17 protein-coding genes and 1 riboswitch are annotated in these 25,770 nt (G+C 62.1%); of the genes, 11 read left to right on the top strand and 6 right to left on the bottom strand.

What is annotated here, in order from left to right; translation table 11 throughout:
* Nucleotides 1-49 precede the first annotated feature (49 nt).
* Nucleotides 50-856, bottom strand: coding sequence for a tRNA (guanosine(46)-N7)-methyltransferase TrmB (trmB, locus tag AB8C10_RS08710; protein WP_368867498.1), 807 nt, complete (start codon nt 854-856; stop codon nt 50-52).
* Between the two features lie 193 nt (nt 857-1,049).
* Nucleotides 1,050-1,448, bottom strand: a complete 399-nt coding sequence (locus tag AB8C10_RS08705) for a hypothetical protein (RefSeq protein ID WP_368867497.1) — start codon at nt 1,446-1,448, stop codon at nt 1,050-1,052.
* Between the two features lie 516 nt (nt 1,449-1,964).
* On the opposite strand from AB8C10_RS08705, the gene AB8C10_RS08700 reads away from it, so the two are divergent.
* Together AB8C10_RS08700 and AB8C10_RS08695 are read left to right on the top strand one after the other, a co-directional pair.
* Nucleotides 1,965-3,431: an amino acid permease gene (locus AB8C10_RS08700; protein WP_368867499.1), complete on the top strand. Its 1,467-nt coding sequence runs from the start codon at nt 1,965-1,967 to the stop codon at nt 3,429-3,431.
* Nucleotides 3,432-3,880: 449 nt separating this feature from the next.
* The gene (locus tag AB8C10_RS08695; protein WP_294625539.1) at nt 3,881-5,356 is read left to right on the top strand and encodes an amino acid permease; all 1,476 of its coding nucleotides are present in this window, start codon (nt 3,881-3,883) and stop codon (nt 5,354-5,356) included.
* 143 nt (nt 5,357-5,499) lie between these two features.
* Here the strand turns inward: AB8C10_RS08695 and AB8C10_RS08690 are convergent, their stop codons facing one another.
* The gene (locus tag AB8C10_RS08690) at nt 5,500-7,092 is read right to left on the bottom strand and encodes a dehydrogenase (protein WP_368867496.1); all 1,593 of its coding nucleotides are present in this window, start codon (nt 7,090-7,092) and stop codon (nt 5,500-5,502) included.
* Between the two features lie 436 nt (nt 7,093-7,528).
* Between AB8C10_RS08690 and AB8C10_RS08685 the strand changes: the two genes are divergently transcribed.
* Nucleotides 7,529-10,042 (top strand): helix-hairpin-helix domain-containing protein, encoded by a 2,514-nt coding sequence (locus AB8C10_RS08685; protein ID WP_368867495.1) that lies wholly within the window; start codon nt 7,529-7,531, stop codon nt 10,040-10,042.
* Nucleotides 10,043-10,205: 163 nt separating this feature from the next.
* On the opposite strand, the gene AB8C10_RS08680 is transcribed toward AB8C10_RS08685, so the two are convergent.
* Nucleotides 10,206-11,042: an aldo/keto reductase gene (locus AB8C10_RS08680; RefSeq protein WP_049341481.1), complete on the bottom strand. Its 837-nt coding sequence runs from the start codon at nt 11,040-11,042 to the stop codon at nt 10,206-10,208.
* Between the two features lie 202 nt (nt 11,043-11,244).
* Nucleotides 11,245-15,423 (bottom strand): DEAD/DEAH box helicase, encoded by a 4,179-nt coding sequence (locus AB8C10_RS08675; protein WP_368867494.1) that lies wholly within the window; start codon nt 15,421-15,423, stop codon nt 11,245-11,247.
* Nucleotides 15,424-15,690: 267 nt separating this feature from the next.
* Nucleotides 15,691-15,825: riboswitch (SAM riboswitch) on the top strand.
* A gap of 35 nt (nt 15,826-15,860) precedes the next feature.
* Between AB8C10_RS08675 and AB8C10_RS08670 the strand changes: the two genes are divergently transcribed.
* From AB8C10_RS08670 to AB8C10_RS08660, 3 genes are all read left to right on the top strand, one after another.
* Nucleotides 15,861-16,088 (top strand): hypothetical protein, encoded by a 228-nt coding sequence (locus AB8C10_RS08670; protein ID WP_005506796.1) that lies wholly within the window; start codon nt 15,861-15,863, stop codon nt 16,086-16,088.
* A gap of 10 nt (nt 16,089-16,098) precedes the next feature.
* A complete protein-coding gene (locus tag AB8C10_RS08665) occupies nt 16,099-16,533 on the top strand; it encodes a plasmid stabilization protein (RefSeq protein ID WP_049337480.1) in 435 nt (144 codons plus the stop codon).
* A gap of 168 nt (nt 16,534-16,701) precedes the next feature.
* Complete coding sequence (locus AB8C10_RS08660; RefSeq protein ID WP_368867493.1) at nt 16,702-19,056, top strand: cell division protein PerM; 2,355 nt, start codon at nt 16,702-16,704, stop codon at nt 19,054-19,056.
* Here AB8C10_RS08660 and AB8C10_RS08655 read toward each other — a convergent pair.
* A complete protein-coding gene (locus tag AB8C10_RS08655; RefSeq protein ID WP_368867492.1) occupies nt 19,034-19,624 on the bottom strand; it encodes a 4-hydroxyphenylpyruvate dioxygenase in 591 nt (196 codons plus the stop codon). The two genes, AB8C10_RS08660 and AB8C10_RS08655, sit on opposite strands and share 23 nt — an antisense overlap.
* 241 nt (nt 19,625-19,865) lie before the next feature.
* Between AB8C10_RS08655 and purN the strand changes: the two genes are divergently transcribed.
* From purN to AB8C10_RS08630, 5 genes are all read left to right on the top strand, one after another.
* Complete coding sequence (purN, locus tag AB8C10_RS08650) at nt 19,866-20,432, top strand: phosphoribosylglycinamide formyltransferase (RefSeq protein WP_297606589.1); 567 nt, start codon at nt 19,866-19,868, stop codon at nt 20,430-20,432.
* Between the two features lie 216 nt (nt 20,433-20,648).
* Nucleotides 20,649-22,259 (top strand): bifunctional phosphoribosylaminoimidazolecarboxamide formyltransferase/IMP cyclohydrolase, encoded by a 1,611-nt coding sequence (gene purH / locus AB8C10_RS08645; RefSeq protein ID WP_049354976.1) that lies wholly within the window; start codon nt 20,649-20,651, stop codon nt 22,257-22,259.
* Nucleotides 22,260-22,509: 250 nt separating this feature from the next.
* Nucleotides 22,510-23,091, top strand: coding sequence for a TetR/AcrR family transcriptional regulator (locus AB8C10_RS08640; RefSeq protein WP_005506809.1), 582 nt, complete (start codon nt 22,510-22,512; stop codon nt 23,089-23,091).
* A 288-nt stretch (nt 23,092-23,379) separates the two neighbouring features.
* Nucleotides 23,380-24,654, top strand: coding sequence for a serine hydroxymethyltransferase (glyA, locus tag AB8C10_RS08635; protein ID WP_368867491.1), 1,275 nt, complete (start codon nt 23,380-23,382; stop codon nt 24,652-24,654).
* Nucleotides 24,655-24,861: 207 nt separating this feature from the next.
* A complete protein-coding gene (locus tag AB8C10_RS08630) occupies nt 24,862-25,740 on the top strand; it encodes a bifunctional methylenetetrahydrofolate dehydrogenase/methenyltetrahydrofolate cyclohydrolase (RefSeq protein ID WP_070832940.1) in 879 nt (292 codons plus the stop codon).
* The last annotated feature ends 30 nt before the right edge of the window (nt 25,741-25,770 follow it).

Below are 25,770 nucleotides of genomic sequence, written 5' to 3'. Positions count from 1 at the left end.
CGCGCTAACCCGCGCTAAGCTGCGCCACCTGATGCCGGCGCTGCCTCGCTTACTTGCGGCGGTAGGTCAGATCGTGCGCGCGGCGGCCCGCCTCCTGAGCCTTACGCTCAAAGCTGGTGAGGGTACGACCCTCCCAACGCGGAGCCCAACCACCCAGTGGATCCTCCTCGGTCGCACCGGCGCCGGGGTTCACGTTCTCAAAGTCGGGGTGCGCCTCCAGAACCTCACGCATGACCAGGGCGTACTCCTCCCAGTCAGTCGCCAGACGCCAAATGCCGCCGGGCTTGAGCACGCGCGCAACCTTATCAGCGAACGCCGGGGACACCAGGCGGCGCTTGTGGTGGCGGGACTTATGCCAGGGATCCGGGAAGAACACCCACAGCTCGTCCACGGAGTTCTCCTCAAGCATGTTGTCGAGCAGCTCGGGTGCGTTCGCCTGAGCCACACGCACGTTCTCTACGCCGGCGTTGCCCATCTTCAGCAGCAGATCAGCAATGCCGGGGGTGTACACCTCAACGGCGAGGAAGTTCGCCTCGGGCACCTCAGCCGCGCGGTGCACGATTGCCTCGCCCAGACCGGAACCGATCTCGACGACCTGGTACGCCTCACGGCCGTAAATCGTGACCGGGTCGAAGGTCGCCTCGGGCGCTACGGAGGTGTCGGTGCGCAGGCGCGGAATGTCCAGCACGTGGGTGGGGGAGTAGGTGTCCCACGCCTTCTGGCGGCGCGCGGTGAGGCGGTCGCCGCGGCGGACGAAGGAGTAGGGCTGGCGGAAGAATTCCTCGGGAACCGGCTTCTTGGCCTTTTCTTCGGTGGATTCGGGTGCCTGGCTAGGCTGCGTGTTCTCAGTAGACATACCTAAAAGAATAGCGTAGCGCCGCTGTACAGTGCGGTTTCGGGCGTGCGGGGCTAGCGTGACGCTGAGCTAGCCGGGCGTATGCCGGTCTGAGAAACACGGAAATTCAACGCGCATACAAAAGTGCGGCGGGAACGGATATAGTTCCCGCCGCACTTTCGTGAGGTTGTTTGAGTGAGTTAGCGTGTGGGGCTTACTTCTTGGAGCCCAGCAATGCTAGACCTGCACCGAGCATCACGATGTTGTTTGCGAGCTGCTGGCCGTCCTGGGTGGGGCGGAAGTACTCGTCGTGCATGTCCGGGTTGCGGAAGTACATGGTCATCAGGTTTGCCGCGAATGCGGTCAGGCCTGCGCCCGCCAGGCGTGCGGGGATGAAGGGGGCCAACAGGGTTGCGCCGAGTGCGGTTTCTGCGCCGGAGATGAGCTTACCGAAGGTTGCTGCGTCCAGCTTGGAGACTGCGGGAACGCCGGTTGCCGCCATCTGCTGCAGGAAGGCGTAGGTGCCTTCGTCTGCCTTGAGCTTCTTGACGCCTGCGTCGAGGATGAGTGCGCCGGCGGTGAGGCGGAGTGCTGCGTTGGAGAACTTGCTCATTGTTGTGTCCTTCTGTTCTGTGGTTGGTCGGTTAGGTTTTCGTTTGAACGGTTTCTACTCTAGACCCACTTCCTCGCCTTGTAAAGTTTTACTTGTAAAGTTTCTAAATATTTTTGAAAACCTGGGAGAAGCGTGCAGAGAAGGGGCGCAATCTAAAGGCGGCGCGGGGCGTGTTTCGGGTGGAGACTGAGGTGCGCCACAAGCTCGCCCTGTCTCAATCGCCCCGTCTCAAAAATCTGGTGATGTTGTATTCCTTGTACTTGTGTGGGTATGAGGGGGTAAAATTTGAAATTATGCATTCTCTGCATAACCTTTTATCGGCGATGCATGAAATCGGAAGCCCCGCGAAATCGGAGCCCACAAGCCCAAGCGCACCGCGCCGGCTCGGGAAACGCGGGAACCGCCTCCTGGCGCGCCGTTCAGGATTATGCACGAATACCAACCACCCGGACTCGCCCCCGAGTGAAATTTAGGGCGAATCGACGCAGGAAAGAGAAATACGTGACACAGCAGCCAATGCAGCACAACTCCGTCACCGGCCTAGACTCCGAAGCTGAGCACTCCAAGCTTCAGCGCGGACTAAGCTACCGACACATTCAGCTGATCGCTATTGGCGGCGCCATCGGCACCGGCCTTTTCCTCGGCTCAGCAAAGACCATCGCCCTGACCGGCCCCTCCATCGTCTTTGTCTACGCCATTATCGGTAGTGTCATCTACTTTGTTCTGCGCGCCATGGGCGAGATTCTGCTCTCCAACCCCAAATACAAGTCCTTCACCGACTTCATCACCGACATCCTCGGCCTGCGCGCCGGGTTCTTCGTCGGCTGGTCGTACTGGTTCTTCTGGGTTGTCACCGGTATTGCGGACGTCATCGCAATCACCGGCTACGTGCAATACTGGCTACCTGACGTGCCCAAGTTCATTCCGGCGCTGACCGTTATCGTGGCTCTGCTGCTGCTGAACCTGCCCTCGGTGAAGAACTTCGGCGAAATCGAATTCTGGTTCGCTGTCATTAAAATCGTCGCCATTGTGCTGCTCATTGTGGTGGGTGCGCTCATGGTTGCCTTCAGCTTCACCTCGCCCGACGGTACTGTCGCCTCCGTGACGAACCTCTGGGAGCACCCCGGCCCCTCCGGTAGCGGCATCTTCACTCAGGGTCTGACCGGCTTCCTGGGCGCCTTCCAGATTGCGCTTTTCGCTTTCGTGGGCGCTGAGCTGGTCGGTGCCGCCGTTGCGGAAACCGAGCACCCCGAACGCACCCTGCCCAAGGCAATTAACGCGGTGCCCTTCCGCATTGGCCTCTTCTATGCTATGCCGCTGCTGACCATCCTCGCCGTCACCCCCTGGGACAAGCTGGATAAGTCCATGAGCCCCTTCGTGGGCATGTTCTCCCTGGCTGGCATTGGTATTGCCGCCTCCCTGGTGAACTTTGTGGTGCTGACCTCCGCGGCGTCCTCGGCGAACTCCGGTATTTTCTCGACCTCCCGCATGGTGTACGGCCTGGCGCACGACGGTGCCGCACCCTCCGCGCTGGGCAAGCTCACCAAGAACGGTGTGCCCGCCAACGCCCTGTACCTGACCACCGTGATGCTGCTGTTTAGCCTGGTCATGCTCTATGCGGGTAACGGCATTATGGAGGCGTTCACCGTGGTGACCTCGGTGGCGTCGATGATGGGTATCTTCACCTGGAGTATGATCCTGATTGCGTACCTGGTGTACCGCAAGAAGTTCCCGGAGCGCCACGAAGCGTCCGAGTATAAGATGCCCTGGGGTATTGGCATGAGCTGGTTTGGTCTGGTCTTCTTCGCTGTGATGGTCTACGCCCTGAGCCTGTACCCGGATACCGCTGTCGGTCTGGCTCTGACCCCCGTTTGGTTCATTGCCCTGGCTATTGGCTACGAGATTCTGACTCGCCGTCACACTGCCAAGCGTGCGCGTGCGGTGGCTTCTGAAAACACTGCTGAAGAGGATGGTCAGAAGTAGTTTCTGTTCTTTCTGTGGCGCTCCGGTAGTGCTGTGTGTAAGCCCCGTTTCTGCATTCTTTTAGGATGCGGAGGCGGGGCTTACGCGTGCCCTCGTGCCTGCCTGTTTACGTTCCGGACGGCATTTTTTACGTCGCTTGATATGACGTAAATAATAGAAACAGGTCACATTTTTGCTGTAAATCCTGTTTTCTTGCACTTAACACCTGTAGAATAACTATCCAAGTAGCTGTGAGAGCTCTCAGAAAAACTCCGCGTCAATCGATAGCGTGACACTTCCGAATGCCGCGCGGTATTTGATAGAGACCCAGCCTCGCCCCGAAATCCGGGGACGCCCCGCAAGCTAATGGCCGCATATTCATACAGTGACCGTGCCTGCTGCGATCTAGCGATTCTTATTCCAGTAACGGCACATGCGGTACGGGGTACAACCGCTGAAAAGAGGACGTCGTGACTGAACAGAACAACGTCAGCCTGAATCCTAAAGCTCCCGAACAGGGAGAGCGACTGCACCGCGGTCTGAGCAACCGCCACATCCAGCTCATCGCCATCGGCGGAGCCATCGGCACCGGCCTGTTCATGGGCTCCGGCCGCGCCATCTCCATGGCGGGTCCCTCAGTTATTTTCGTGTACATGCTCATCGGCGCCGTCATCTTCCTGGTACTGCGAGCTATGGGCGAGATTCTGCTCTCCAACCTGAGGTACAAGTCCTTCTCTGACTTCACCACCGACCTTGTCGGCCCCATGGCGGGCTTCTTCCTCGGCTGGTCCTACTGGTTCATGTGGGTGGTCACAGCCGTCGCGGATATCATCGCAATCGTCGGCTACCTGCACATGTGGTGGCCCGACCTGCAACCATGGATCCCGGCGCTCGCCGTCATCGGCGTTCTGCTGACCCTGAACCTGGTCTCCGTGAAGAACTTCGGCGAAATCGAATTCTGGTTCTCCATGATTAAGATCGTCGCCATCGTCGCCCTGATTATCGTTGGCGGCGGCATGATCGCCGTCGGCTTCACCTCGCCCAGTGGCGCGCAGGCATCCGTCGCAAACCTCTGGAATGACGGCGGAATGTTCCCCAACCACTTCATTGGCTTCCTCGGCGCGTTCCAGATTGCCGTCTTCGCGTTCATGGGCTCAGAGCTCGTCGGTACCACCGCAGCAGAAACCCAGGACCCCGAAAAGACCCTGCCCAAGGCAATTAACGCTGTACCGGTACGTATTATGGTCTTCTACGTGGGCGCGCTCGCTGTCATCCTGATGGTCACCCCCTGGCGCCTGGTCAGCCCCGATAAGAGCCCCTTCGTCGCCATGTTCACTCTGGCGGGCCTGGGCATCGCCGCGCACATCATCAACTTCGTGGTGATTACCAGCGCAACCTCCTCGGCGAACTCCGGTATCTTCTCCACCTCGCGTATGGCATTCGGCCTGGCACGCGAGCGCAGTGCACCGCAGTTCCTGGGCAAGATTTCCAAGAACGGTGTGCCGCGTAACGCGTTGTTCCTTTCCGCCGTGATGCTGCTGTCCTCGATTGTGCTGCTCTACGCGGGTGACTCGATCTCTCGTGCGTTCAACCTGGTCACCACCGTGGCTGCGGTGCTCGTGATTTTCGCATGGGCCATGATTATGGTCAGCTACCTGATGTACCGCAAGAAGTTCCCCTCGCGCCACAAGAAGTCGAAGTTCCGTCTGCCCGGCGGCCGTTTCTCCGCGTGGCTGGCGCTGGCGTTCTTCGCTTTTACCATTGGTGTGCTGACCATGAACGAGGAAACCCTCATGGGTCTGCTCGCGATGCCCGTCTGGTTCGTGATTCTGGGTATCGGCTGGGTCTTCAAGCGCCGCGCTGATGCCCGCCGCCACGAAGCAATCTCGACCCGCACCGCGCAGATTGCAATTGTGGAGGCGTCCGAGATTTTCTCGGCACGCTAAACACCCACGCTAAGCCATACTGGTTGCCAGTACCGGCTATCAGCGTACGCGTAAAGCCCGCGTCACCTGCTCCTCGTCGGGAGTGGGGGACGCGGGCTTTCGCTATCTCTAGAGATGAACCCGAGAGACTCGCGGGAGAGCGCTTAGACGGATGCAGCCTCAGCCTCTTCGGCAAGCGGGTCCTCGTCATCATCGGTGCGGTAGAAATCCCAGCGTTCACAACCGCAACCGGAACGCATCGCCTCAATGACGGCGGCAGCTGCCTCCAGCGGGTCGAGCGCGTGCAGGTTCCACAGCGCATGCACCGGTACCGGGTGCCTCCAGCCGTGCTCCTGCAGGAACTCAGGGTCGAAGGCGGGTAGCGCCTCGACGGTGGGTTCAAGCTCGCAGAGGAAACCGGTGGGGGAGCGGAAAACCGTCACCACGGGGGTCGGGTCAGCGTCTTCCAGGCAGGCTCCGTCGAAGAAGTAGTAGGTGCTCAGACGGCGGTTCCAGGCAAGCTGCGCGAGGCGTTCGCCGAAGACTTCCACCGTCTGCTCCCACTGGGTGCGGTGGTACGCCGCCAGATCGGTGTGGGCGGTCTGCACCACGCCGATGCCCTGCTCGGTGAGTTCGCGGGCGCTCAGACGCGCGGGCTCTGCGGGCTCTGTAAGTTCTGCCGACTCTGCGGGAGCGTCTGCGGGGGAGTTGTCCGCGGGGGAATTGTCGGGGGTATCCAGCTCTGCTAGTTCTGCTTCGGTGAGCTCGGCGTTAGTCAGCTCAGCGTTGAGGAGCTCAAGCTCCTCAACGACACTTGCTTCAGCGGCAGCCGCGTTCGCTTCGTTCCTCGTCCACAGGCGCAACTCGCGGGCAATCTGCGCGCGTCCGCGATGCAGGGTCGCCTGCCAGGAGCCGAACTTGGCGCGTACCGCCCCCAGGGGCGGCACCTGCTCAATGAGCGTGGGAATGGTAGACCAGTAGCCGTAGTTCAGTGCCGTCGGTTCGCGATCGTAGCGGGCACAATAGCTCAAAAAGAGGCTCAGGGTCTTCGGTGCAAAATCCTCGGGTACCGCGGCGGCGTCAATATACCACTCGTTTTCGAGCGCCTCCGCCGGGTAGATACCGGTGCGGAGCATGCCCAAGGACCAGTCGCCGTCACCGAGGTAATCGTTGACGGTCTGAGCCGGTGCCGGCCACGCCGATTCGCCCTCCATGCTGGAGGCAAGCAGGGTGTACAGGCTACCGCCCTCGGTGCCAATCTCGGCAACGCCGCGCTGCCTGATGTCTTCAACGGTCTGCGCGTACGCCTCTTCCTCCAGCTGGGAGTAGGGGTGCGCGGCAAGGTACTTGAGCGTTGCGCCAATCTTCGCCAGGATGGTGGCGATATCTTCGCTGCCAAAGTGGCGCGCCTCAAGGGCGGGCGGCAGGTCGTGGATAATGTCGCAATCAAGAACCAGAGCCGCATACTCGGGTTCCGGCGGCAGATCGTAGGCTTCCGCGAAAACGTACCAGAGGCCGCAGGCGAGCACCGTGTAGCTCGGGGCCTCTGCCGTGACCGGGCCAAACTGCCAGATGCCGGAGTTCAGCGCATAATTCAGATGCTTCTTGTTGATGCGCGGATACAGAAAATTGATGCGGCGCAGAACCTGGGTAGGGGTGAACCCCAGCGCGGCGAGTTCTGCAATGAGCTCCGCGTACTCGTCGTGAAAATCTAAGTAGCCCTCCGGGGCGTTTGATAGCGCGGCATGTTCGCGCATTTGGGTCCCTCTTTCATGCGTAGGAGGTGGCGGCACCTCGTCGTACCGTGCCGCCGAACCCTGAATGTGTGCACGCAGATAAGGGTGTTTGAGTGATGTGAAGCCACGTCCTTATCTGCACGTTTGAGAGATATTTTTTCAAAAAATATGCTCTTTTATCTAAATTTATCGCTGAAACTTAGCACTATTCAAATATGTGCACCCTTAACACGCCTTCTTGCGTAAAGATGACATTGTTTAGCGCCCCCACAGGGCAAAATATGCACAAAAAGTCATATTCTGCACCGAAAAGTGGCATGGGGATGATGCCCGCTCTGCCGAAAATATTGCCCAGCATAGTGCCTAAAACGGTGTGTCAAATAAGCCTCGCGCTGACTCACCCAGCCCAGTTGCCGCTTCGCCCCAGAAGCGTGCCGAAATATGCGAAACTGGAAGGATGAGCGAACACCCCCTCCCGAGCAGCATCCGCCCGCGCGCGGATCGAGCTACAGATCCCGCGCCCGGCAGCGCCGCAGGCCGCGAAAAACACGAAACCGGCGGCAAAACTGAGCAGCCCGCCGAGCACCTCATCAACGCGCTCGCGGTAGAAACCGGCATCGCCCCGCACCGCATCCGCGCCGCCGTGGCGCTGCTCGACGCCGATAACTCCGTGCCCTTCATCGCCCGCTACCGCAAAGAAGCGACGGGCGCGCTCACCGACACCCAGCTGCGCACCATCCAGTCGCGTCTGGGTCAGCTCCGCGCCCTCGAAGAGCGCCGTAACCGCGTGCTCGAAGCGCTCACCGAACGCGCCGACGAGGGCCTCATCGACCCGCTCACCCTGCTGCAGCTGCGTTCCTCGCTCATGAACGCCGCCACCATCGCAGACGTGAACGCCATCTACGCCCCCTACCGCAGCGAACGCGTGACCCGCGCCCAGATGGCACGCGCCGCAGGGCTTGATTCCCTCGTCGAAGACCTGCTGGAGGTGCCCCTCGCCGACGCGCACGCTATTGCCGCCGCGTACATTACCGACGGCACCGAAGACGACGGCGAGGAAGAGGGCATTGAAGCTGCTGAGGCGGAAGAAGCCCTGCAGATTCACAGCGCTGAAGAAGCCCTCGACGGCGCCCGCGCAATCCTGATTGACCGCGCCCTCACCGACCCGGTGCTGAGCGAAAAGCTCCTCAAGCGCCTGCGTGAGGGAGGCGTGATTGAGTCCCGCGTGATTGCCGGTCAGGAAAGCATTGGTGCGAAGTTCTCCGACTATTTCGCCTTCTCGGACCGTATTCGTTCGATTCCGCCGCACCGCGTTCTGGCGCTGCATCGCGCCAAGGACGCCGGCGTAGTGCGCCTCAAGGTGGATGTGGCACCCGCCCCCGTGGCGCTCAGCCGCCTGCGCGGTGCCGCCCGCGCCGAGGCAGAGGCCGCCGCCGAAAACTACGAGAACGTGCGTTCGGCATACGAGCGTGAAGTTGCCGCCGCGCTGCGCATCCCCGTGCAGGTGCTCAACACCGTCGACGACGAAGACCGCGTACTCGGCTGGCTCGCCGCCACCGTACGCACCGCATGGCGTAGCCACCTGCGCCCGCGCCTCGCCGAACGCATCCGCCACCAGCTACTCGACGCCGCCGCGCAGCACGCAACCGAGGTGTTCGCCTCCAACCTGCGCGATATTCTGCTCGCCGCACCCGCCGGACACAAGACCACCCTCGGCCTGGACCCGGGCCTGCGCCACGGCGTGAAATACGCCGTAGTCGACGGCACCGGTGAGCCGCTGCGCGTGGGTACCGTCTACCCGCACGCCCCGCGCAACCAGTGGGCAGAAGCACTACGCGAGCTCGCCGCCGCCTGCCGCGAGCACAGCGTGGAACTCATCGCCATTGGCAACGGCACCGCAAGCCGCGAAACCGACAAGCTCGCCAGCGAACTGATCCGCACCCTGCGCGAGGAAGGCGCAGAAGCACCCCAGAAGGTGACCGTCTCGGAGGCGGGCGCCTCCGTCTACTCCGCCTCCGCCCTCGCCGCCGCCGAGCTGCCCGACTACGACGTGACCGTACGCGGCGCCGTCTCCATTGCCCGCCGCCTGCAGGACCCGCTCGCCGAGCTCGTCAAAATCGACCCGCAGTCCATCGGCGTGGGTCAGTACCAGCACGACGTGCCGCCCGCCGCCCTGCGCCGTGCCCTCAACGACACCGTCGAAGACTGCGTGAACGCCGTGGGCGTGAACCTCAACAGCGCCTCCGTGCAGCTGCTCGCGCACGTGGCGGGAGTGGGCACCGCAACCGCCGAACGCATCGTCGCCTACCGCACCGAACACGGCGCCTTCGCGAACCGTCAGCAGCTGCTGAACGTGCCGCGACTGGGCGCGAAAACCTTCCGCCAGGCGGCAGGATTTATTCGCATCCGCGGCGGTGAGGAGCCGCTGGACGCCTCCGCCGTGCACCCTGAAGCGTACCCGCTCGCGCGCCGCATTATTGCCGACGCGCAGGCACGCAACGGCGCCCACTGGGTTGCCGGCGCCCTGGCTACCTCGGATGGGACCGACCCGCTCGCCGGGCTGAACCCCGCCGACTACGTGCAGGATAGCGATACTCAGGCGAGCGCAGACGAAGCCACCGCCGGCGTGTACACGGTCGAGGACATCTTCGCTGAGTTGCGCCGCCCCGGCCTGGATCCGCGCGGTAGCTTCCGCACCGCCCGCTTCTCCGAGTCCGTCTCGCACTTCGAGGACGTACGTCCCGGCATGGTGCTCGAGGGCACCGTCTCGAACGTGGCGGCATTCGGCGCGTTCGTGGATATTGGCGTGCACCAGGACGGCCTCGTGCACATCTCGCAGATGAGCCGCGGCTACGTGGCGAACCCGCACGATATTGTGCGCAGCGGCGACATCGTGCAGGTGCGCGTCGTGGAGGTCGACCCGGCGCGCCGCCGCATCTCCCTTTCCCTGCTGGTAGAGGACGAGAACTAGCGGGGGAGAGCACGAGCGTTCACTGACCTGTTGGGCAATCCGCGAATGATCATTCTCTAAAACCTTAGCTCCCGCAAGAGCACGCAAAAGCCCCGACAAGCACTATCCGTGCCTGTCGGGGCTTTATGTAGGTTCGATTCGAGCTCTACGCCCGAGCTGCACCTTAGAAGTCGATGTTCGCCGGGTCAGCGCCAATACGACCCTCGGGGGTGGAAAGCGCATCCACAGCCGCGATGTCCTCGGCGGTCAGCTTCACGTTCACCGACGCCAGGTTCTCCTCAATGCGGGAGGGGGTCACAGACTTCGGGATAGCCACGGTGCCCTTAGCCAGGTGCCACGCCAGCACAACCTGCGCGGGGGTTACGCCGTGGCGCTCCGCAATCTCAGCCAGCACGGGGTTCTGCAGCAGGTCACTACCGTTACCCAGCGGGCTCCACGCCTGGGTCGCGATGCCGTACTCGGCGTGAACGGCGCGCAGTGCCTCCTGCGAGAAATAGGGGTGCAGCTCAATCTGGTGGATAACCGGAACCACGCCGGTCTCCTCGATAATCTCGCGCAGCTGCTCCTCGGGGAAGTTCGAAACACCAATCGAACGAACCTTACCCTGCTTCTGCAGCTCAATCAGCGCACGCCAGGAATCCAGGTACAGGCCCTGCTGCGGCTTAGCCCAGTGAATCAGGTACAGGTCAACGTAGTCGGTGCCCAGCTTCTCCAGGGAAGCCTCGAATGCCTCGAACGCGCTCTCGTAGCCCTGGTCGGAGTTCCACAGCTTGGTGGTGAGGAAGATGTCCTCACGAGCCACGCCGGAGTTAGCGATAGCGCGGCCTACGCCCGCCTCGTTGCCGTAAATAGCGGCGGTGTCGATGTGGCGGTAGCCGATCTTCAGGGCGGTGCCCACAACCTTCTCCGCGACCTCGTCCTCAACCTGCCACACGCCGTAGCCCAGCTGCGGAATGGATCGGCCGTCGTTGAACTTTACGTTCGGTACGTTGTAGCTCATGATGCTCCTTAGAGTGGGGGAGGCGGTGCCTCCCGAAGAGTTGCTTTGGATAGTTCTACAAGGCTACGCCCCAGAGCCCCCGTTGAGAAGAGCCGGGCCAGAATCGGGCGTGAATCTAGCCTGAGGCGTAACCAGATGACAAAAAATGACGGGTGCTAGAAATACCGCTCAGCCCGGACGGCTACCGTTCTACGCCGGCGGGCTACCGCTCGACAGCCGGCGCAAAGAGCTCGCGCACATCCTCAGCCGTCACCGCCGCGGAGGCGAACTCACCCTCACCAACCACCGCATCGAAGAGCGCGGCCTTCGACTCCTTGAGCTGCATGACCTTCTCCTCGATGGTGCCCTCGGCGACCAGGCGGTAGACGTGCACCTCCTTGTCCTGGCCGATGCGGTGAATACGGTCCACCGCCTGCTGCTCGGCGGCGGGGTTCCACCACGGATCCATAATGAACACGTGATCCGCTTCGGTCAGGTTCAGACCGAAACCGCCAGCCTTGAGCGAAATGAGGAACACCGGCTCCTGACCGCTCGTGAACGCCTCGATGACCTCGGCGCGGTTGCGGGTCGAACCGTCCAGGTACAGGTGGCCGATGCCCTCCTCCGCCAGGCGCGCCGAAATGCTCTTGAGATAGCCGGTGAACTGGCTGAACACCAGCACACGGTGGCCCTTCTCGAGCAGGTCGGGTAGCTGCTGAACCAGGTAGTCGCGCTTGACCGACGACACCCCGGCGTAGGCGTCCGGATCAATCAGCGCGGCATCAAGCGCCAGGCGGCGTAGCAGAGTCAGCGACTGGAAGATCGTGAACCGGTTCTTATCCATATCCTCCAGCAGACCCAGCACCTTCTGGCGTTCACGCTGCAAGTGAGTGTCATAGATGCGGCGGTGACCGGGAGCCAGCGGTAGGTTCACGCGCGTATCGTTCTTCGCCGGAAGCTCCGCCGCCACCAGCTCCTTGGTACGGCGCAACATAATCGGGCGGATGCGCCGGCGCAGACGAGCAGCCGTTGCCGCGGCGTGCGCCGGGTCCTCACCGGACTCCGCCGGGCGAGCGTACAGGTCACGGAACGCACGGGCGGAGGGGAACAGACCGTCCGCCACAATTGCCAGCAGCGCCCACAGCTCCATGAGGTTGTTCTCAATGGGCGTGCCGGTCATCGCGATCTTGGTGCGGGCGGGCATTGCACGGGCGATGGACCAGGCGCGGGTGCCGGTGTTTTTGACGAATTGCGCCTCGTCCAGCAGGAGCGCCCCCCAGCCTTCGGGGGCGGAGAGTTCGCCCGTGAATTCGTCAACGGCGCGGCCCAGCGTGCGGGCGTAGCCGGTGTATGCGTCCTCGTCCATGCGCAGCAGCGTGTAGCTGGTCAGCACCAGGTGCGCCCCGGCAACCCGCTCGGCAAGTGGGGTCTTACCGGCGGTGGTTTCGGTGATGGTCACGACCTTCGCCTCGGGCAGGAAGCGTTCCGCCTCCGCCGCCCAGTTGGTGATGACGGAGGTCGGGGCAACCACGAGGAAAGGTGCGAACGGCTCGATGCTCTCACCGCGCTCGGTGGTACGTTCGGAGGCGGCACGGTGCTCCTCAATCGCGTGGGCGAGCAGTGCGAGAGCCTGCACGGTCTTACCCAGACCCATATCGTCGGCGAGAATACCGCCCAGACGCTGCTCGTACAGGAAGGACAGCCACTGGAAACCCTCCACCTGGTAGGGGCGTAGGGTCGCCTGCAGGCCGGTGGGTACCGGGCAGCTCGGAATAATCTGGCGGGAAGTCTTCTTGCGAGAGGTCTTCTGGAGTGCGGGGGAATCCTGAATATCCTTGTCAGATGCTTTTTCGGCACCCTTTTCGGAGTTCTCTTTGGCGCTCTCTTCGGCATCATCCAGGCCCTCAACCAGCTCCAGCAGTGAACGCACCTGAGCATCCCACCGCGCGGTCGTATGCACGCTCGCCGCCAGCGACTCCAGCTCAGAGAACAGCCCCGCCTGGTGACGGTTAATGCGCAGCTCACCGCCCGCATCGTCGAGTTCGCGAGCCTCCGCGATGAGGGTGCGCAGGGTCTTAAACTCGGGTCGACGCAGCGAGAAATAGGTGCCGTTACCGAGCAGAATACGGTCCGCCCCGCGGTCGAGCGCCTCAAAAATCTGTGCGAACGGCACGGTCCAATTATTGACCTTCACCGCAATGCCCAGGCCGAACCAGTCGCGAGAATTGCCCTCGCTCACGGTGATTTCAATGAGCGCGTCAGTTGCCTCCACGAACTGTGGCGGGGTGCCGTTAAAACGCACCTGAACAGCGGAAACACGGCGAAGCTTGGGCAGAATCGCGCTGAGCAGCTCGCGGGTTTCCCAACCTTCGATGTGGCGCTCCTCCAACCCGGAAAGCGCCGGATGGGCGGCAAGAATGGCACGTACCGAACGCAGTACGCGTGCCTCAAAACGCTCATCGCGAATCTCGCCGCCCTCTTCTCCGGGGTAGCCGAAAACGGGCAGGGACTGCACATCGGAAGCACCCGCAGAATCCTGCGCGCTCGCCTCCTGTGCGTTCGCCTCCTCTGCGCTGTCCTCCGCGAAGGGGCTCAGCGGGTACTCCCAGTGCCAGCTCAGCTGTGCGTCGTGGCGTACCTGCTCGTCAAAGCTGATTTCAAGCACCAGATGCGGCGGCTTCACGCGCGGCAGTGCCAACGCCGGGTCGGGGGTGAGCGAGGGAATGGAGCGGCTGAGCGCGGGCAGGTACTCCTTCTGGAACGTGGCGCGTTCCGCGGCGGGAATACGCACGGTTCCGGCGCTAATGAGCGATTCGGAGGCAGCATCGAGCGGCTCGACCAGGGGGATGAGCGCCAGCTCCACGCCCTCGGGCAGCTTGGGCACGGCGGGGGAGTAGCGAACCCGTTCACCCTGCGCCGGGGCGATTGTCGGTGCGCTATTCTCAGCTTCCTCAGCCGGCGCCTTCTGTACGTCCTTCTGCACGAAAGATTCGCGGCCCACTTCATCCAGTGCGCCGGGGCGCGCGGTCTTCCAGTGCACCGCCTTCGCCGCCTGCTCGTACTCCTGCTGAGCGAGCCCGCCCAAGGCAAAGAAGCCGGTGCGCGGGGTGCCGATGGGATGGCAGTGGGCGGCGGGCAGCCAGAGCTGGCGCAGTAGTTCGCCTTCGCGTCCTTCCCAGCTGAGCGCGGCTTGAAGCTGCAGACCGGCGCCTTCACCGGGCGCATCCTCGCTGGCTGTGGCGTGCAGGCGCACCTGCGCGGGGCTCAGCACGGCGTAGTTCACCTCGCGGCCGTTGACGAGCAGGGGCAGGCCAATATCCTCCGCGCGGGCGAGTACATCCCAGAGCAGAGTGGACGCCGCGGCACTAATCGAAATCCAGTCGCGGTGCGAGGAGTACATGTTCTGCCAGGGTCGGGCAATCGAGTAGAGCTCGGCGAAGAACCGTTCGTGTTCGGGGTAGATTTCGTGTCGTCCGACGGGTCCGCCCACGCTGGAGGCGAAGGTTTCCCAGCTGAGTCCGCCCTTGATCCAGCGGCCGGTTTTGGACGCCATGAGAGGTCGGGCGAGCAGGTTAATGCTGGGGGTTGCGCCGGGCATATTACGGCCGCGCGCGTAGGATCCGGAGACGCTCAGCGAGAAATCCAGGGCGCCGCTCACGCGCATCGAATCGATGCCTGCAAGGTCCTGACGTGCGGAAAGAACGGAGGAGAGGTCGCGTCGCCAGGCAGAAATCTTGGAGGTGGCACCGTCCAGCACGTTGGGGGAAGAGCCCAGCTCATTGAGTGCAAAGCTTCCCTGGGGGTTCCCGGGCTCGGCAGCCTCTGTATCGGGTGCGGGCAGCTTCGCAGCGGTGGTGAGAGCACCGGCGGCGCGCAGCGCCGCGAGCGGGTCGGCGGATTTCTTCGCCTCCGCAACGTCCGCGCTCTTTGAATCTGCGGCTCCCTTTGCAACTGATCCCATTGCATCTGCCGCGTCCTTCGCTGCGGTACCGGGTACGCCGATCGGTCCGGGGTGTTCGCTGAGTGCCTTTTTCGCTACGGAGGCGCGGTCGAGCGCGGTGAGCATGAGCGCTACGGCGTGCTTGCAGTCGGTGAGCACGGGGCAGGTGCAGCGGGCGGTGAAGGTTGCGGAGCCGCTGACGGCGGGGAAGAAGCGGACGGTCACTTCGTAGGGGATGATGGTGCTTCCGTTGACGAGCCCGGTGAGGGTTCGCTCGTCTTCGTCGTAGCTGTAGCGGATGACTTCGCGGTTGCGCTGGTAGGCGACGCCGCGCTGGTAGGTGCGGTGCCCGGCCTGGCGAATGATCTGCGGTACGGTGACGGGAATTTCGGGGAAGGGGTTGTTGGCGCTCACCAGCTCATTATCGCGTATTGTGCGGGCTTGCGCCTTGTCGCCGGTCATTTGCTGGCGGTTGCTGGGCTGGTTGCTGGGCTGACTGTCAGACTGGCTGCTGGAGCGACTATTGAGCGGTGGTTTGGGGTGTATTTCGTATTTGTGGTGGGGGGAGTTTTTAACGCATAAAAACACCGGTATTCACATAAGATATTCCGCGCAGTATCAAAAATTCACGCCATTTAAAACGTTTTCACAAGCCAAAATGCTAATAATCTAAATCTCTTTCACAAAACGCTTTACTTAACTTGAGAAAATGCTGTAAGCTAAACCCAGCTTCAAGAGTTTCGACTGATAAGCTCCGACTATGGTCGAACGCCAACCCCATGTTCACGGGTGGCTCGGATGACGAAGCGGTTTGTATTCACCACCGGAATAACCGGTGGTAATTGGTACAGACAAGAGCAACGCGAAAGGATCGCGCCACTCACGGCGCAGGTTGTCATATGTACAACGGCTCTGCAACCGAAGCAGCAATCTCTCTGAACCCCTCCCGCTCCTACCAGGAAAGCCTGCGTGCCGCAGCTGTCCCCGCGCGAGGCGGATACACCGCAGTCAGCATTGACGATTACTCCCGCATTTCTTCTAAGCGCGACGAGTTCCTGAACTTCCTTCTTCTGCCGAACCCCGAGGGCATCCCCGCTATTGAGTACGCCGGTCTGCGCGTAGCGTAGCATTAGGGGTATGAATTTCTCCGGTATGCTCCTGGACTCCGACGTTCTTGCGGAGATCCGTAAGGCGGATCCAGACCCCGCCGTGGTCGCTTTTCTGCGCCGCCGCTCGTTCCGGCACATGTACATTTCTGTGCTGAGTATTGGCGAGCTGAAGGGCCTGTACCCCTACCCGGAAACTGATCGCTGGATTACCGAACTTCTTGAGCGCTTTGGCGACCACGTTATTAATGTGGATGCGCGCGTGAGCCTCGAGTGGGCTGGCCGTCAGGCGCCGCGCGGCGTGCATGCTGTGGGTCGTGATGATGCCGGTCCGCTGCCTACCGCCGCCCTGGAGGGTCTGATGGCGGCGAGCGCGAGCGCCTATGATTTGGAGCTGATTTCTTCTAAGGCGCAGGTGTACCGCGCCTGGGGTGTTGAAGCTTCCAACCCGTGGACTGAGGATTAAAACTTTGCCGGATACGCGCCCTCGCGTGCGTGTCTGTATGAATACCTGTGTGAATAGTTGTGAGAACCCGCTTTCGAGTGTTAATCGGAGGCGGGTTTCGTCGTTAATTCGTGGCATGATTGAAGGACGATGAAAAGCACCTCACCTATCTCGCGTTATTCCATGCCCATGCCTCTGTGGCTTCAGGGTGTTGTTGAGCTAATTGTTACTGCCCTGTTCTCTGCGCTTGCTGTGTTTGCGGCGATGTCTGCCGTGTGGGCGACCAAGGGTTTTGGCGACATGGAGTTCTCCTCCGTGGCCGCCATGTCGGCGCACCTGTGGCTTCTGATTCACGGTGTTCCTTTGGATCTTGCGGCTGCTTTTGGTGCTTCTGCCGGCACGATGACGCTGGTGCCGCTGGGTTTGAGTGTTCTGCCTCTGCTGCTCTGTTACCGTTCGGGTCGTCGCCTGGCGCGCGCCTCGTATGAGGGTGAGTTTTTGATTCCGGTGCTGTCCGGTTCGGTGACGTATGCGCTGATTAGTTCGGCGATGTACGGTTGGGCGAGCCCGCATCCGCAGCCTCTTCAGGCGTTGAATGCTGCCCTGGTGCCTTTGGGTATTGTGGTGGCTGGTCTGATGTGGGGTGGCTACCGTGAGGCGCGTTCGCTCTCGCGCATGGTGGGTGTTGATACTGCGGAGCAGATTTCGCAGATGAGTCAGTATTCGCGTTGGGCGGGTTCGTACGCCTGGGCTGTGGTGCGTGCTGCGGTGGTTGCTTTTGTGGCGCTGGTCGGTCTGGGCGCGGTGCTTTTGGGCATCGGTATTTTGGCGGGCTGGTCGCAGATTGTTGCCACCTACCAGGAGCTGCACGCGGGCGCTGTGGGTGATACTGCGGTGACTTTGCTGCAGCTGGGTTTCTTGCCGAACCTGGTGATTTATGCGATTGCGTGGTCGACCGGTGCCGGTTTCTCCTTTGGTGCGGGTACCTCGGTTGGTTTGACCAGTAGTGATGCCGGTACTTTGCCGATGCTTCCGATTCTGGGCGCTGTGCCCGAGTCGATGGGCACGTTCGGTCTGGTGGGTCTGCTGGTGCCGCTGGGTGCCGGTGCGATTGCTGGCTGGTGGTTCTTGCGTGAGGGTGAGGATCACCTGGATGAGTGGGTTGCCCTGAAGGTTCCGTTCCGCCCGCTGTCTGCGCTGATTTCTGCGGTGGTGCTGGGTGTGATGACCGGTATTATGACGTCGTTTGGTGCCCTGTGGCTGGGCTGGATTTCGTACGGCTCCCTGGGCATTGGTCGTTTTACGGAGGTTGGTGCTGAGCCGCTGACTTTTGCGGCGCATACCGCGTTGACGGTGGGTGCCGGCGTGACTTTCGGTATGTTGCTGAGCCGTGCCCTGGTGCCGGATAGTAGCCGTGAGCTGCCTCGTTTTGCGGATGAGCGCCCGAACCTGGGCGAGCGCCTGATGAGCTTTACCGCCTCGACCCGTGAGCGTTTTGCCCAGAGCTGCGAGCGTTTTGCACAGCACCGTGAGCAGCGTGCGCAGGCGCGTGCGGAGCGTATGGAGCGTGAGGCTGAGGAAGCCGCCGCACGTGAAGCGGCTGAGCGTGAAGCAACAGAGCGCGAGGCGGCTGAACGTGAAGCTGAGGAGGCGGCACGCGCACAGACTTCCGAGAACGTTGCTGAGCCTGAGCAGTCTGTTGTATCTGAGGTGGCGACCGGTCACGTTCCCGTGCATCCGCAGGAGCCGGTGGTTGCCGTCCCCGTGGAGGCGACCGAGCAGCTGGCGCAGCGCGCGGCGGCGGACGCTTTCGCCGAGATTGTTGCAGAACACGAAGAGGTAGCTGAAGAGCCCGCCTCCGAAGAGGCTATTGCCGAAGAGAGCTCTGCTGAGGAGTACGAGCCGATTGAGGCCGTTCAGCAGGTCGATTACCTGCACTCTGCTCACGCTGACTCTGCACAGGTGGAGGACTACGAGAGCATCGAAGCATCCGCCGAGCCCGCATCCTACGACCCCGCCCTGTACGCGCATGACCCCTCCGAGGAGGAGACTCGCGAGCTGATTCAGGAGCCCGTCTACGAGGCTGCTGAACCTGCGGAATCTCAGCGCGTATCTGTCACTGACGAGTCTGCAGAGCAGGCGCCGCGTTCTAAGGGTCGCGCGAGCCGCATTATGGCGTACTTCGGCTTTGGTATTGAACAGCCCGCCGCGGCGCAGGGTTCCGAGTCCGCAGAGGGTACCCACGCTGAACCCGCCCCGCAGGATTCCGCTCAGGACCGCGCCAACGACCGCGCGCAGAAACGTGAGGCGAAGAAGGCGGCTAAGGCGGCACGCAAGAAGCAGAAGAACGGCCTAGAGCGTGATTTTGTGGACCGCGAGCTGGATGTCCTCTCCGCCGATCAGGCGATGAGCCGCATCTTTGAGGTTCGTAGCCAGACCGGCATCCTTCCGCTGGTGACCGATGAGGCGTCTACCGTGGAGCTGCCCCCGCTGGATGTCAGCTCCTCGAAGCCCCAGGGCTCTAGCGCGCCGAAGAAGAACTAGAGCTGGACGCGCCGGTGAGCTTGTCCATCGTGCCCTGGAACTTCTGATCGCAGGTGTACATGTCGGTCTGAGTCAGCGCGGCGGCGCGGCACTCGCGGTACTCCTGCGCGCCGGGCATGAAGGCAAGACCAATGCCACCGAGCAGGGTCATTGCGCCGTAGATGATGCTGACGCCCGCGGCAATGTAGAAGAACCAGGGGCCGCGGTAGATTGCGGTGCGCACGATCGCGATGATGCTCAGGGTGATGCCGACCAGTGCGAAGAGGAAAAGCGCCAAGAAGAGCGGCATCGTGGAGAGCACGAAGGATGACGCCGCAAAAATCACCAGCGCGGCAACAATCAGCATGAGTGAGGTGCGAATGTTCGCCTTCTGCTGCTCGACGGGGTCGATGGGCTTGCGAGGCTTCTTGCCATGAGGCGCCCGATGCGGCGGCATCATGTTTTGAGGTGCCTGCTGCGGCGCTCGCGGGGGAACCTGCTGGTTCTGCGGTGCGCCGTTGTTCGGGGTGGGCTGTTGCGGCGTGTTGTTCGGTGCGTTGTTCGGAGTGTTCTGCGGGGGAGTAGACATACCTATAAGGGTACCGTCCCGCTCGTCTGTGACCTATTGAGTTCGCGACCTGTTGAGTTTGCGCCCAGTAAACCCTAGCAAGCCCCAGCAAACCCCTATGAACTCCAGCGAACCCCGGTGAGGATTCGTCCCGCCGGGGTTTCTTCGTATTCACCTTTGGGTTTTGGGTGCGTTGTGAACCTCGTACCCCTTTGGATAAGGGTGTGAGATGGGTTATACTAGTCGGGTGCGAATTGTGGTTATGGTATCCGGCTCCGGAACGAATCTTCAGTCCATCCTCGACGCCGTAGCGGCGGGCGAGCTTCCCCTCGAAATTGCGGCAGTGGGCGCCGATAAGCCCTGTCTGGGCATCGAACGTGCCCAGGCGGCAGGTGTACCCACCTTCCTGGTGCAGCCCGGCGACTACGCCGACCGCCCCTCCTGGAACCGTGCGCTGGAAGAAAAGATTGCCTCCTACGAGCCCGATTACATTGTGTTCGCCGGCTTCATGCGCATTGTTGACGCGCAGCTGGTCGAGCGTTTCAGCAACCGCATTATTAACACTCACCCCGCCCTGCTGCCCTCCTTCCCGGGTGCGCACGGCGTGCGTGACGCCCTGGCGCACGGTGTGAAGATTACCGGCCTGACCGTCCACTTTGTGGATGCGGGCGTTGACACCGGCCCCATTCTTGCCCAGGCGGCAGTGCCCGTTCTGGATGATGACACCGAAGAAACCCTGCACGAACGCATTAAGGTGCAGGAGCGCCGCCTGCTCGTGCAGACCATCGCGTCTCTCGCTGAATCTCACGGCGCTGCATCTGATAGCTAATTCCGCCCACTAAATTTTTCGCGGCGGAATGAGCCGAGCTCAAACCCCGCCGCCCATACACGTTCCGTTGTGGCACCCGCGTACCCTCGAGGATCCGGTGCACAGCGGCGGGGAATACCCCCACGCATATCCTGCCCTTCTTCGCGGGTAGGCTACGTCCATCCACCAGCTGTGCCGCCGAGATCCGGCGTGCACGTCTAAAGCATCGGAGTATTTGTGTCTCTTATTGAGCTCGATCGCGTGCCCCTGCGCCGCGCCCTCATTTCCGTCTACGACAAGACCGGTCTGGAGGAGTTCGCCCGCGGCCTGCACGAGGCTGGCGTTGCGCTGGTTTCCACCGGTTCGACCGCAGCAACCATCGCGGCAGCAGGCGTACCCGTCACCGAGGTCACCGAAGTTACCGGTTTCCCCGAGTGCCTCGAAGGCCGCGTGAAGACCCTGCACCCGCGCATCCACGCAGGTATTCTGGCTGACCGCCGCAAGCAGGAGCACATCGACACCCTCGGCGAGCTGGATGTCGAGCCTTTCGACCTGGTCGTCGTGAACCTGTACCCCTTCGTTGAGACCGTCGCATCCGGTGCCGGTCAGGACGCCATCATCGAGAAGATTGACATTGGCGGCCCCTCCATGGTTCGTGCAGCTGCGAAGAACCACGACGCTGTCGCTATTGTTGTGGATCCCGCCGATTACGCACGCACCGTTGAGGCCGCTAAGAACGGTGGTTTCTCCCTGGATGAGCGCCGCCGCCTGGCCGCCGGCGCTTTCGCCCACACCGCCGCATACGATACCGCCGTGGCTACCTGGACCGCATCCCAGTTCCTGCAGGATGAGGACGCTAACTTCTGGCCCCCGTATGCCGGCCTGGGCTTCGAGCGCAGCGAGACCCTGCGTTACGGCGAGAATCCGCACCAGCGTGCCGCCCTGTACGTTGACCCGGCTGCAGCCCCCGGCATTGCTCAGGCGGAGCAGCTGCACGGTAAGGCGATGAGCTACAACAACTATGTTGACGCTGACGCCGCTCTGCGTGCCGCATACGACTTCGACGAGCCCGCTGTTGCCGTTATCAAGCACAACAACCCCTGCGGTATTGCTGTGGCAACCCCCGGCGCGGCTGACCCCATTGCGGACGCTCACGCGAAGGCGCACGCTTGCGACCCGCTGTCCGCATACGGTGGCGTGATTGCCGCTAACCGCCCCGTGACTGCCGAAATGGCACGTACCGTCAAGGGCATCTTCACTGAGGTTGTTGTGGCTCCCGGCTACGAGCCCGAGGCACTGGAGATTCTGCGCGAGAAGAAGAACCTGCGCCTGCTGGTGCTGCCCGAGGGCTTCGCCCGCGAGGCTATCGAGTACCGCCCCATTTCCGGTGGTGCGCTCTTCCAGGAGGCTGACCGCCTGCAGGCTGAGGGTGACGACCCGAAGAACTGGACCCTGGTTGCCGGTGAGGCTGCTGACGAGGCTACCCTGCGCGACCTCGAGTTCGCGTGGCGTGCGCTGCGTTCGCCCAAGTCCAACGCTATTCTGCTTGCCGATAACGGCGCTGCTGTGGGCATCGGCATGGGCCAGGTGAACCGCGTGGACTCCTGCAAGCTCTCGGTTGAGCGTGCGAACACTCTCGGCGGTGAAGGTAACGAGCGTGCTCGCGGTGCGGTTGCAGCATCCGACGCGTTCTTCCCCTTCGCTGACGGCCTGCAGGTTCTGCTGGACGCTGGCGTGCGTGCCGTTGTGCACCCGGGCGGTTCGATTCGTGATGAGGAAGTTATCGAGGCGGCTAAGGCTGCCGGCGTGACCATGTACCTGACCGGTACCCGCCACTTCTTCCACTAAAAATGTGTAGCGGGCTCAGCCTACGCTGAGCTGCCTGCCGTGAGCGGGGCATTCCGGGTGAACCTTCTGGGGAACCCGGGGTGCCCCGCTTTTTCGTGCTTGCTACTTAGGACGCCCGCAGGGCATCCGTATTGTGGGCAAGCAGATTTATAGAATTTTTGCTCTATTTTGCGCCGAATTTGCGCGTGAGGGCGCGTCAACGGTGACCCGGATGCGCACGGATCGGCTAAAAGTTCGCTAGGATTAGGTTGTGCCTAAAGTCAGCGAAGAATACAAAAAGAACAGGCGTTCTCAGATTGTAGAGACCGCCCGCGAATGCTTCATCAAGCACGGTTATCAGAAGGCTTCGATGAGCGACATTATTGCGGCCACCGGCCTGTCTGCTGGAGCAATCTATAACCACTTCTCCTCCAAGGATGAGATTATCCTGGCGGCAGCCCGCATGGACATGGCGCCCTTCGACCGCATCCGCGCCGAACAGCCCTGGGACTACGTGTTCGGGTGCCTGAAGGTGCTGGATACCCCCAAGATTCGCCGTCACCTGCTCGTCACCTGGGGTGAGGCTGTGGCAATGCCGCAGCTGGCGACCGTGGTTTCTGAGCAGCTGAGCTACCTGCGCGATCAGTCCCTGGAACGCTACCGCGCCTGGGGTGCCGCTGAGCTGGACTTCACCGAAGAGGAGCTCGAAGAGTGGCTGACCGTGATTGGTGCCGCGGTGCTGTCGGTGCTGACCGGTTACGTGGTGCAGACCCAGCTGGTGGCTGGCGGTAAGAAGGAGAGCGCTCGCGAGGCGTACCTGGAGTATGCCTCCGCTATTCTGCGTCAGGCGTAGGGTTCACCGGCTCCGAGCCGCTTTGCCGATGGGTCCGTTGGTGTGTGCTGTGCACCCCGCGGTGGTACCGTACCGGCGCCGTAAAACTTCATCTTGACGCATCTCAAAGCCCGTTTTCCTTCTCGAAGGAAAGCGGGCTTTACGGTATTATGAGGTGTATCTCATATTTTTTCATTCGGGATTTTCAGTTGGAGGCGCCCGCCGCCTCCCGAAGACCGCCCGGCACACGCCGCGGCAACCCCGATGATGAGCGACCAAAGATAACGCAAAAACACTCCCAGGAGCGTAATGACCGAGCAGAAGATCCTCGAGATGCCCCTCGCCGACCTCGACCCCGAGGTTGCAGAAGCCATTGAGCTGGAGCGCAAGCGCCAGCAGAACACCCTCGAGATGATTGCATCCGAGAACTTCGTCCCCCGTGCCGTCCTCGAAAGCCAGGGCTCGGTACTGACCAACAAGTACGCTGAGGGTTACCCCGGCCGCCGCTACTACGGTGGCTGCGAATTCGTTGACATCGTCGAGGACCTCGCTATTTCTCGCGTGAAGGAACTCTTCGGCGCTGAGCACGCTAACGTTCAGCCCCACTCCGGTGCGCAGGCTAACAACGCCGTCATGCACGCACTGCTGAACCCCGGCGACACCATCATGGGTCTGTCCCTGGCACACGGCGGCCACCTGACCCACGGTATGAAGCTGAACGTCTCCGGCAAGCTGTACAACGTTGTCGCCTACAGCGTGGACGAGAACGGCTACGTTGACATGGATCAGGTGCGCGAGCTGGCCCTGGCCGAGCGCCCCAAGCTGATTATCGCCGGCTGGTCCGCGTACCCCCGCCAGCTGGACTTCGCCGCATTCCGCGCGATTGCGGACGAAATCGGCGCGTACCTGTGGGTGGACATGGCACACTTCGCGGGCCTGGTGGCTGCGGGTCTGCACCCGAACCCCGTCCCGCATGCACACGTGGTCTCCTCCACCGTGCACAAGACCCTGGGCGGCCCCCGCTCCGGCTTCATCCTCTGCACCGAGGAACTGAAGAAGAAGATTGACTCCGCTGTGTTCCCCGGCCAGCAGGGCGGTCCGCTCATGCACGTGATTGCTGCGAAGGCTACCGCGTTCAAGGTTGCCGCATCTGACGCGTTTAAGGACCGTCAGAAGCGCACCGTTGAGGGTGCACAGATCCTGGCAAAGCGCCTGCTGCAGCAGGACGTGAAGGACGCCGGCGTTTCGATTGCATCCGGCGGTACCGACGTTCACCTGGTGCTCGTTGACCTGCGCAACCACGCCCTCAACGGTAAGGAAGCGGAGGACCTGCTGCACGATGCCGGCATTACCGTCAACCGTAACGCTGTGCCGAACGACCCGCGCCCGCCGATGGTGACCTCCGGTTTGCGTATCGGTACCTCCGCGCTGGCGACCCGCGGCTTCGACGCCGAGGGCTTCACCGAGGTTGCCGACATTATCGCCTCCGTACTGCTGCCGAACCCGGACATCGCCGCGCTGCGTGCCCGCGTTGAGGCACTGTGCGCCAAGTACCCCCTCTACCAGGGTAGCGAGAACTGGTAGACCCATGAATGACCCCGTTCGCTCAACATCTCCTCGTGGGTGCTGAGCGGGCGGGGTTATTTCGCCCTCTTACTTTTTGCCGCTCTACCCGCCACGTCCATTGAGGGATGCGGCGGGGGAGTGGCACCTCCTAGGCACACACCCTAGAACTCAACACACAGACCATCCGTTTCGGCGAACCCGCCGCAATCTATGGAAGGAAAAACAATGCCCCAGATTCTAGACGGTAACGCAACCGCCGCAGCCATCAAGGAAGAGCTGAAGGAGCGCGTCGAGGCGCTGAAGGCTAAGGGTATTACCCCCGGCCTGGGTACCGTCCTGGTCGGTGACGACCCGGCATCCCGCTCGTACGTGGGCGCTAAGCACCGCGACTGCGCAGAGATCGGTATTAACTCCATCCGCGTGGACCTGCCCGGTGACATCACTCAGGAAGAGCTCGACGCAGAGATTGACAAGCTGAACAACGACCCGGCGTGCACCAGCTACATTGTGCAGCTGCCCCTGCCCAAGCACCTGGACACCAACCGCGTGCTGGAGCGCATCGCCCCCGAGAAGGACGCTGACGGCCTGCACCCGACCAACCTCGGCAAGCTCGTGCTGAACGTTTCTGAGCCGCTGGATTCCCCGCTGCCCTGCACCCCCAACGGTGTGATTGAGCTGGTGAAGCGCCACGGCATCGACTGGAACGGCAAGAACGTTGTGGTGCTCGGCCGCGGCATTACCGTGGGCCGCCCGCTGGGTCTGCTGCTGACCCGCCGCGAGGTGAACGCGACCGCAACCCTGGCGCACACCGGTACCGAGAACCTGGACGAGGTGCTGCGCGAGGCTGACGTCATTGTCGCCGCTGTGGGTGTTCCGCACGTGCTGAAGGCTCACCAGGTTAAGGACGGCGCAATCCTGCTGGACGTCGGTGTTTCCCGCGCTGAGGACCCGGAGACCGGTAAGAAGAAGCTCTTCGGCGACGTCTCTCCGGAGGCGGCTGAGAAGGCGTCCTGGGTTTCCCCGAACCCCGGTGGTGTGGGCCCGATGACCCGCGCGGAGCTGCTGGTGAACGTGGTGGAGACCGCGGAGCGTCAGGCGGCATAAGGCTCGCAACGTTTCAGAGCTGATAACTCA

It is taken from the genome of Rothia mucilaginosa, from assembly GCF_964210535.1.
Classification (GTDB): domain Bacteria; phylum Actinomycetota; class Actinomycetes; order Actinomycetales; family Micrococcaceae; genus Rothia; species Rothia mucilaginosa_F.
This window is presented reverse-complemented; position numbering and strand designations above follow the sequence as displayed.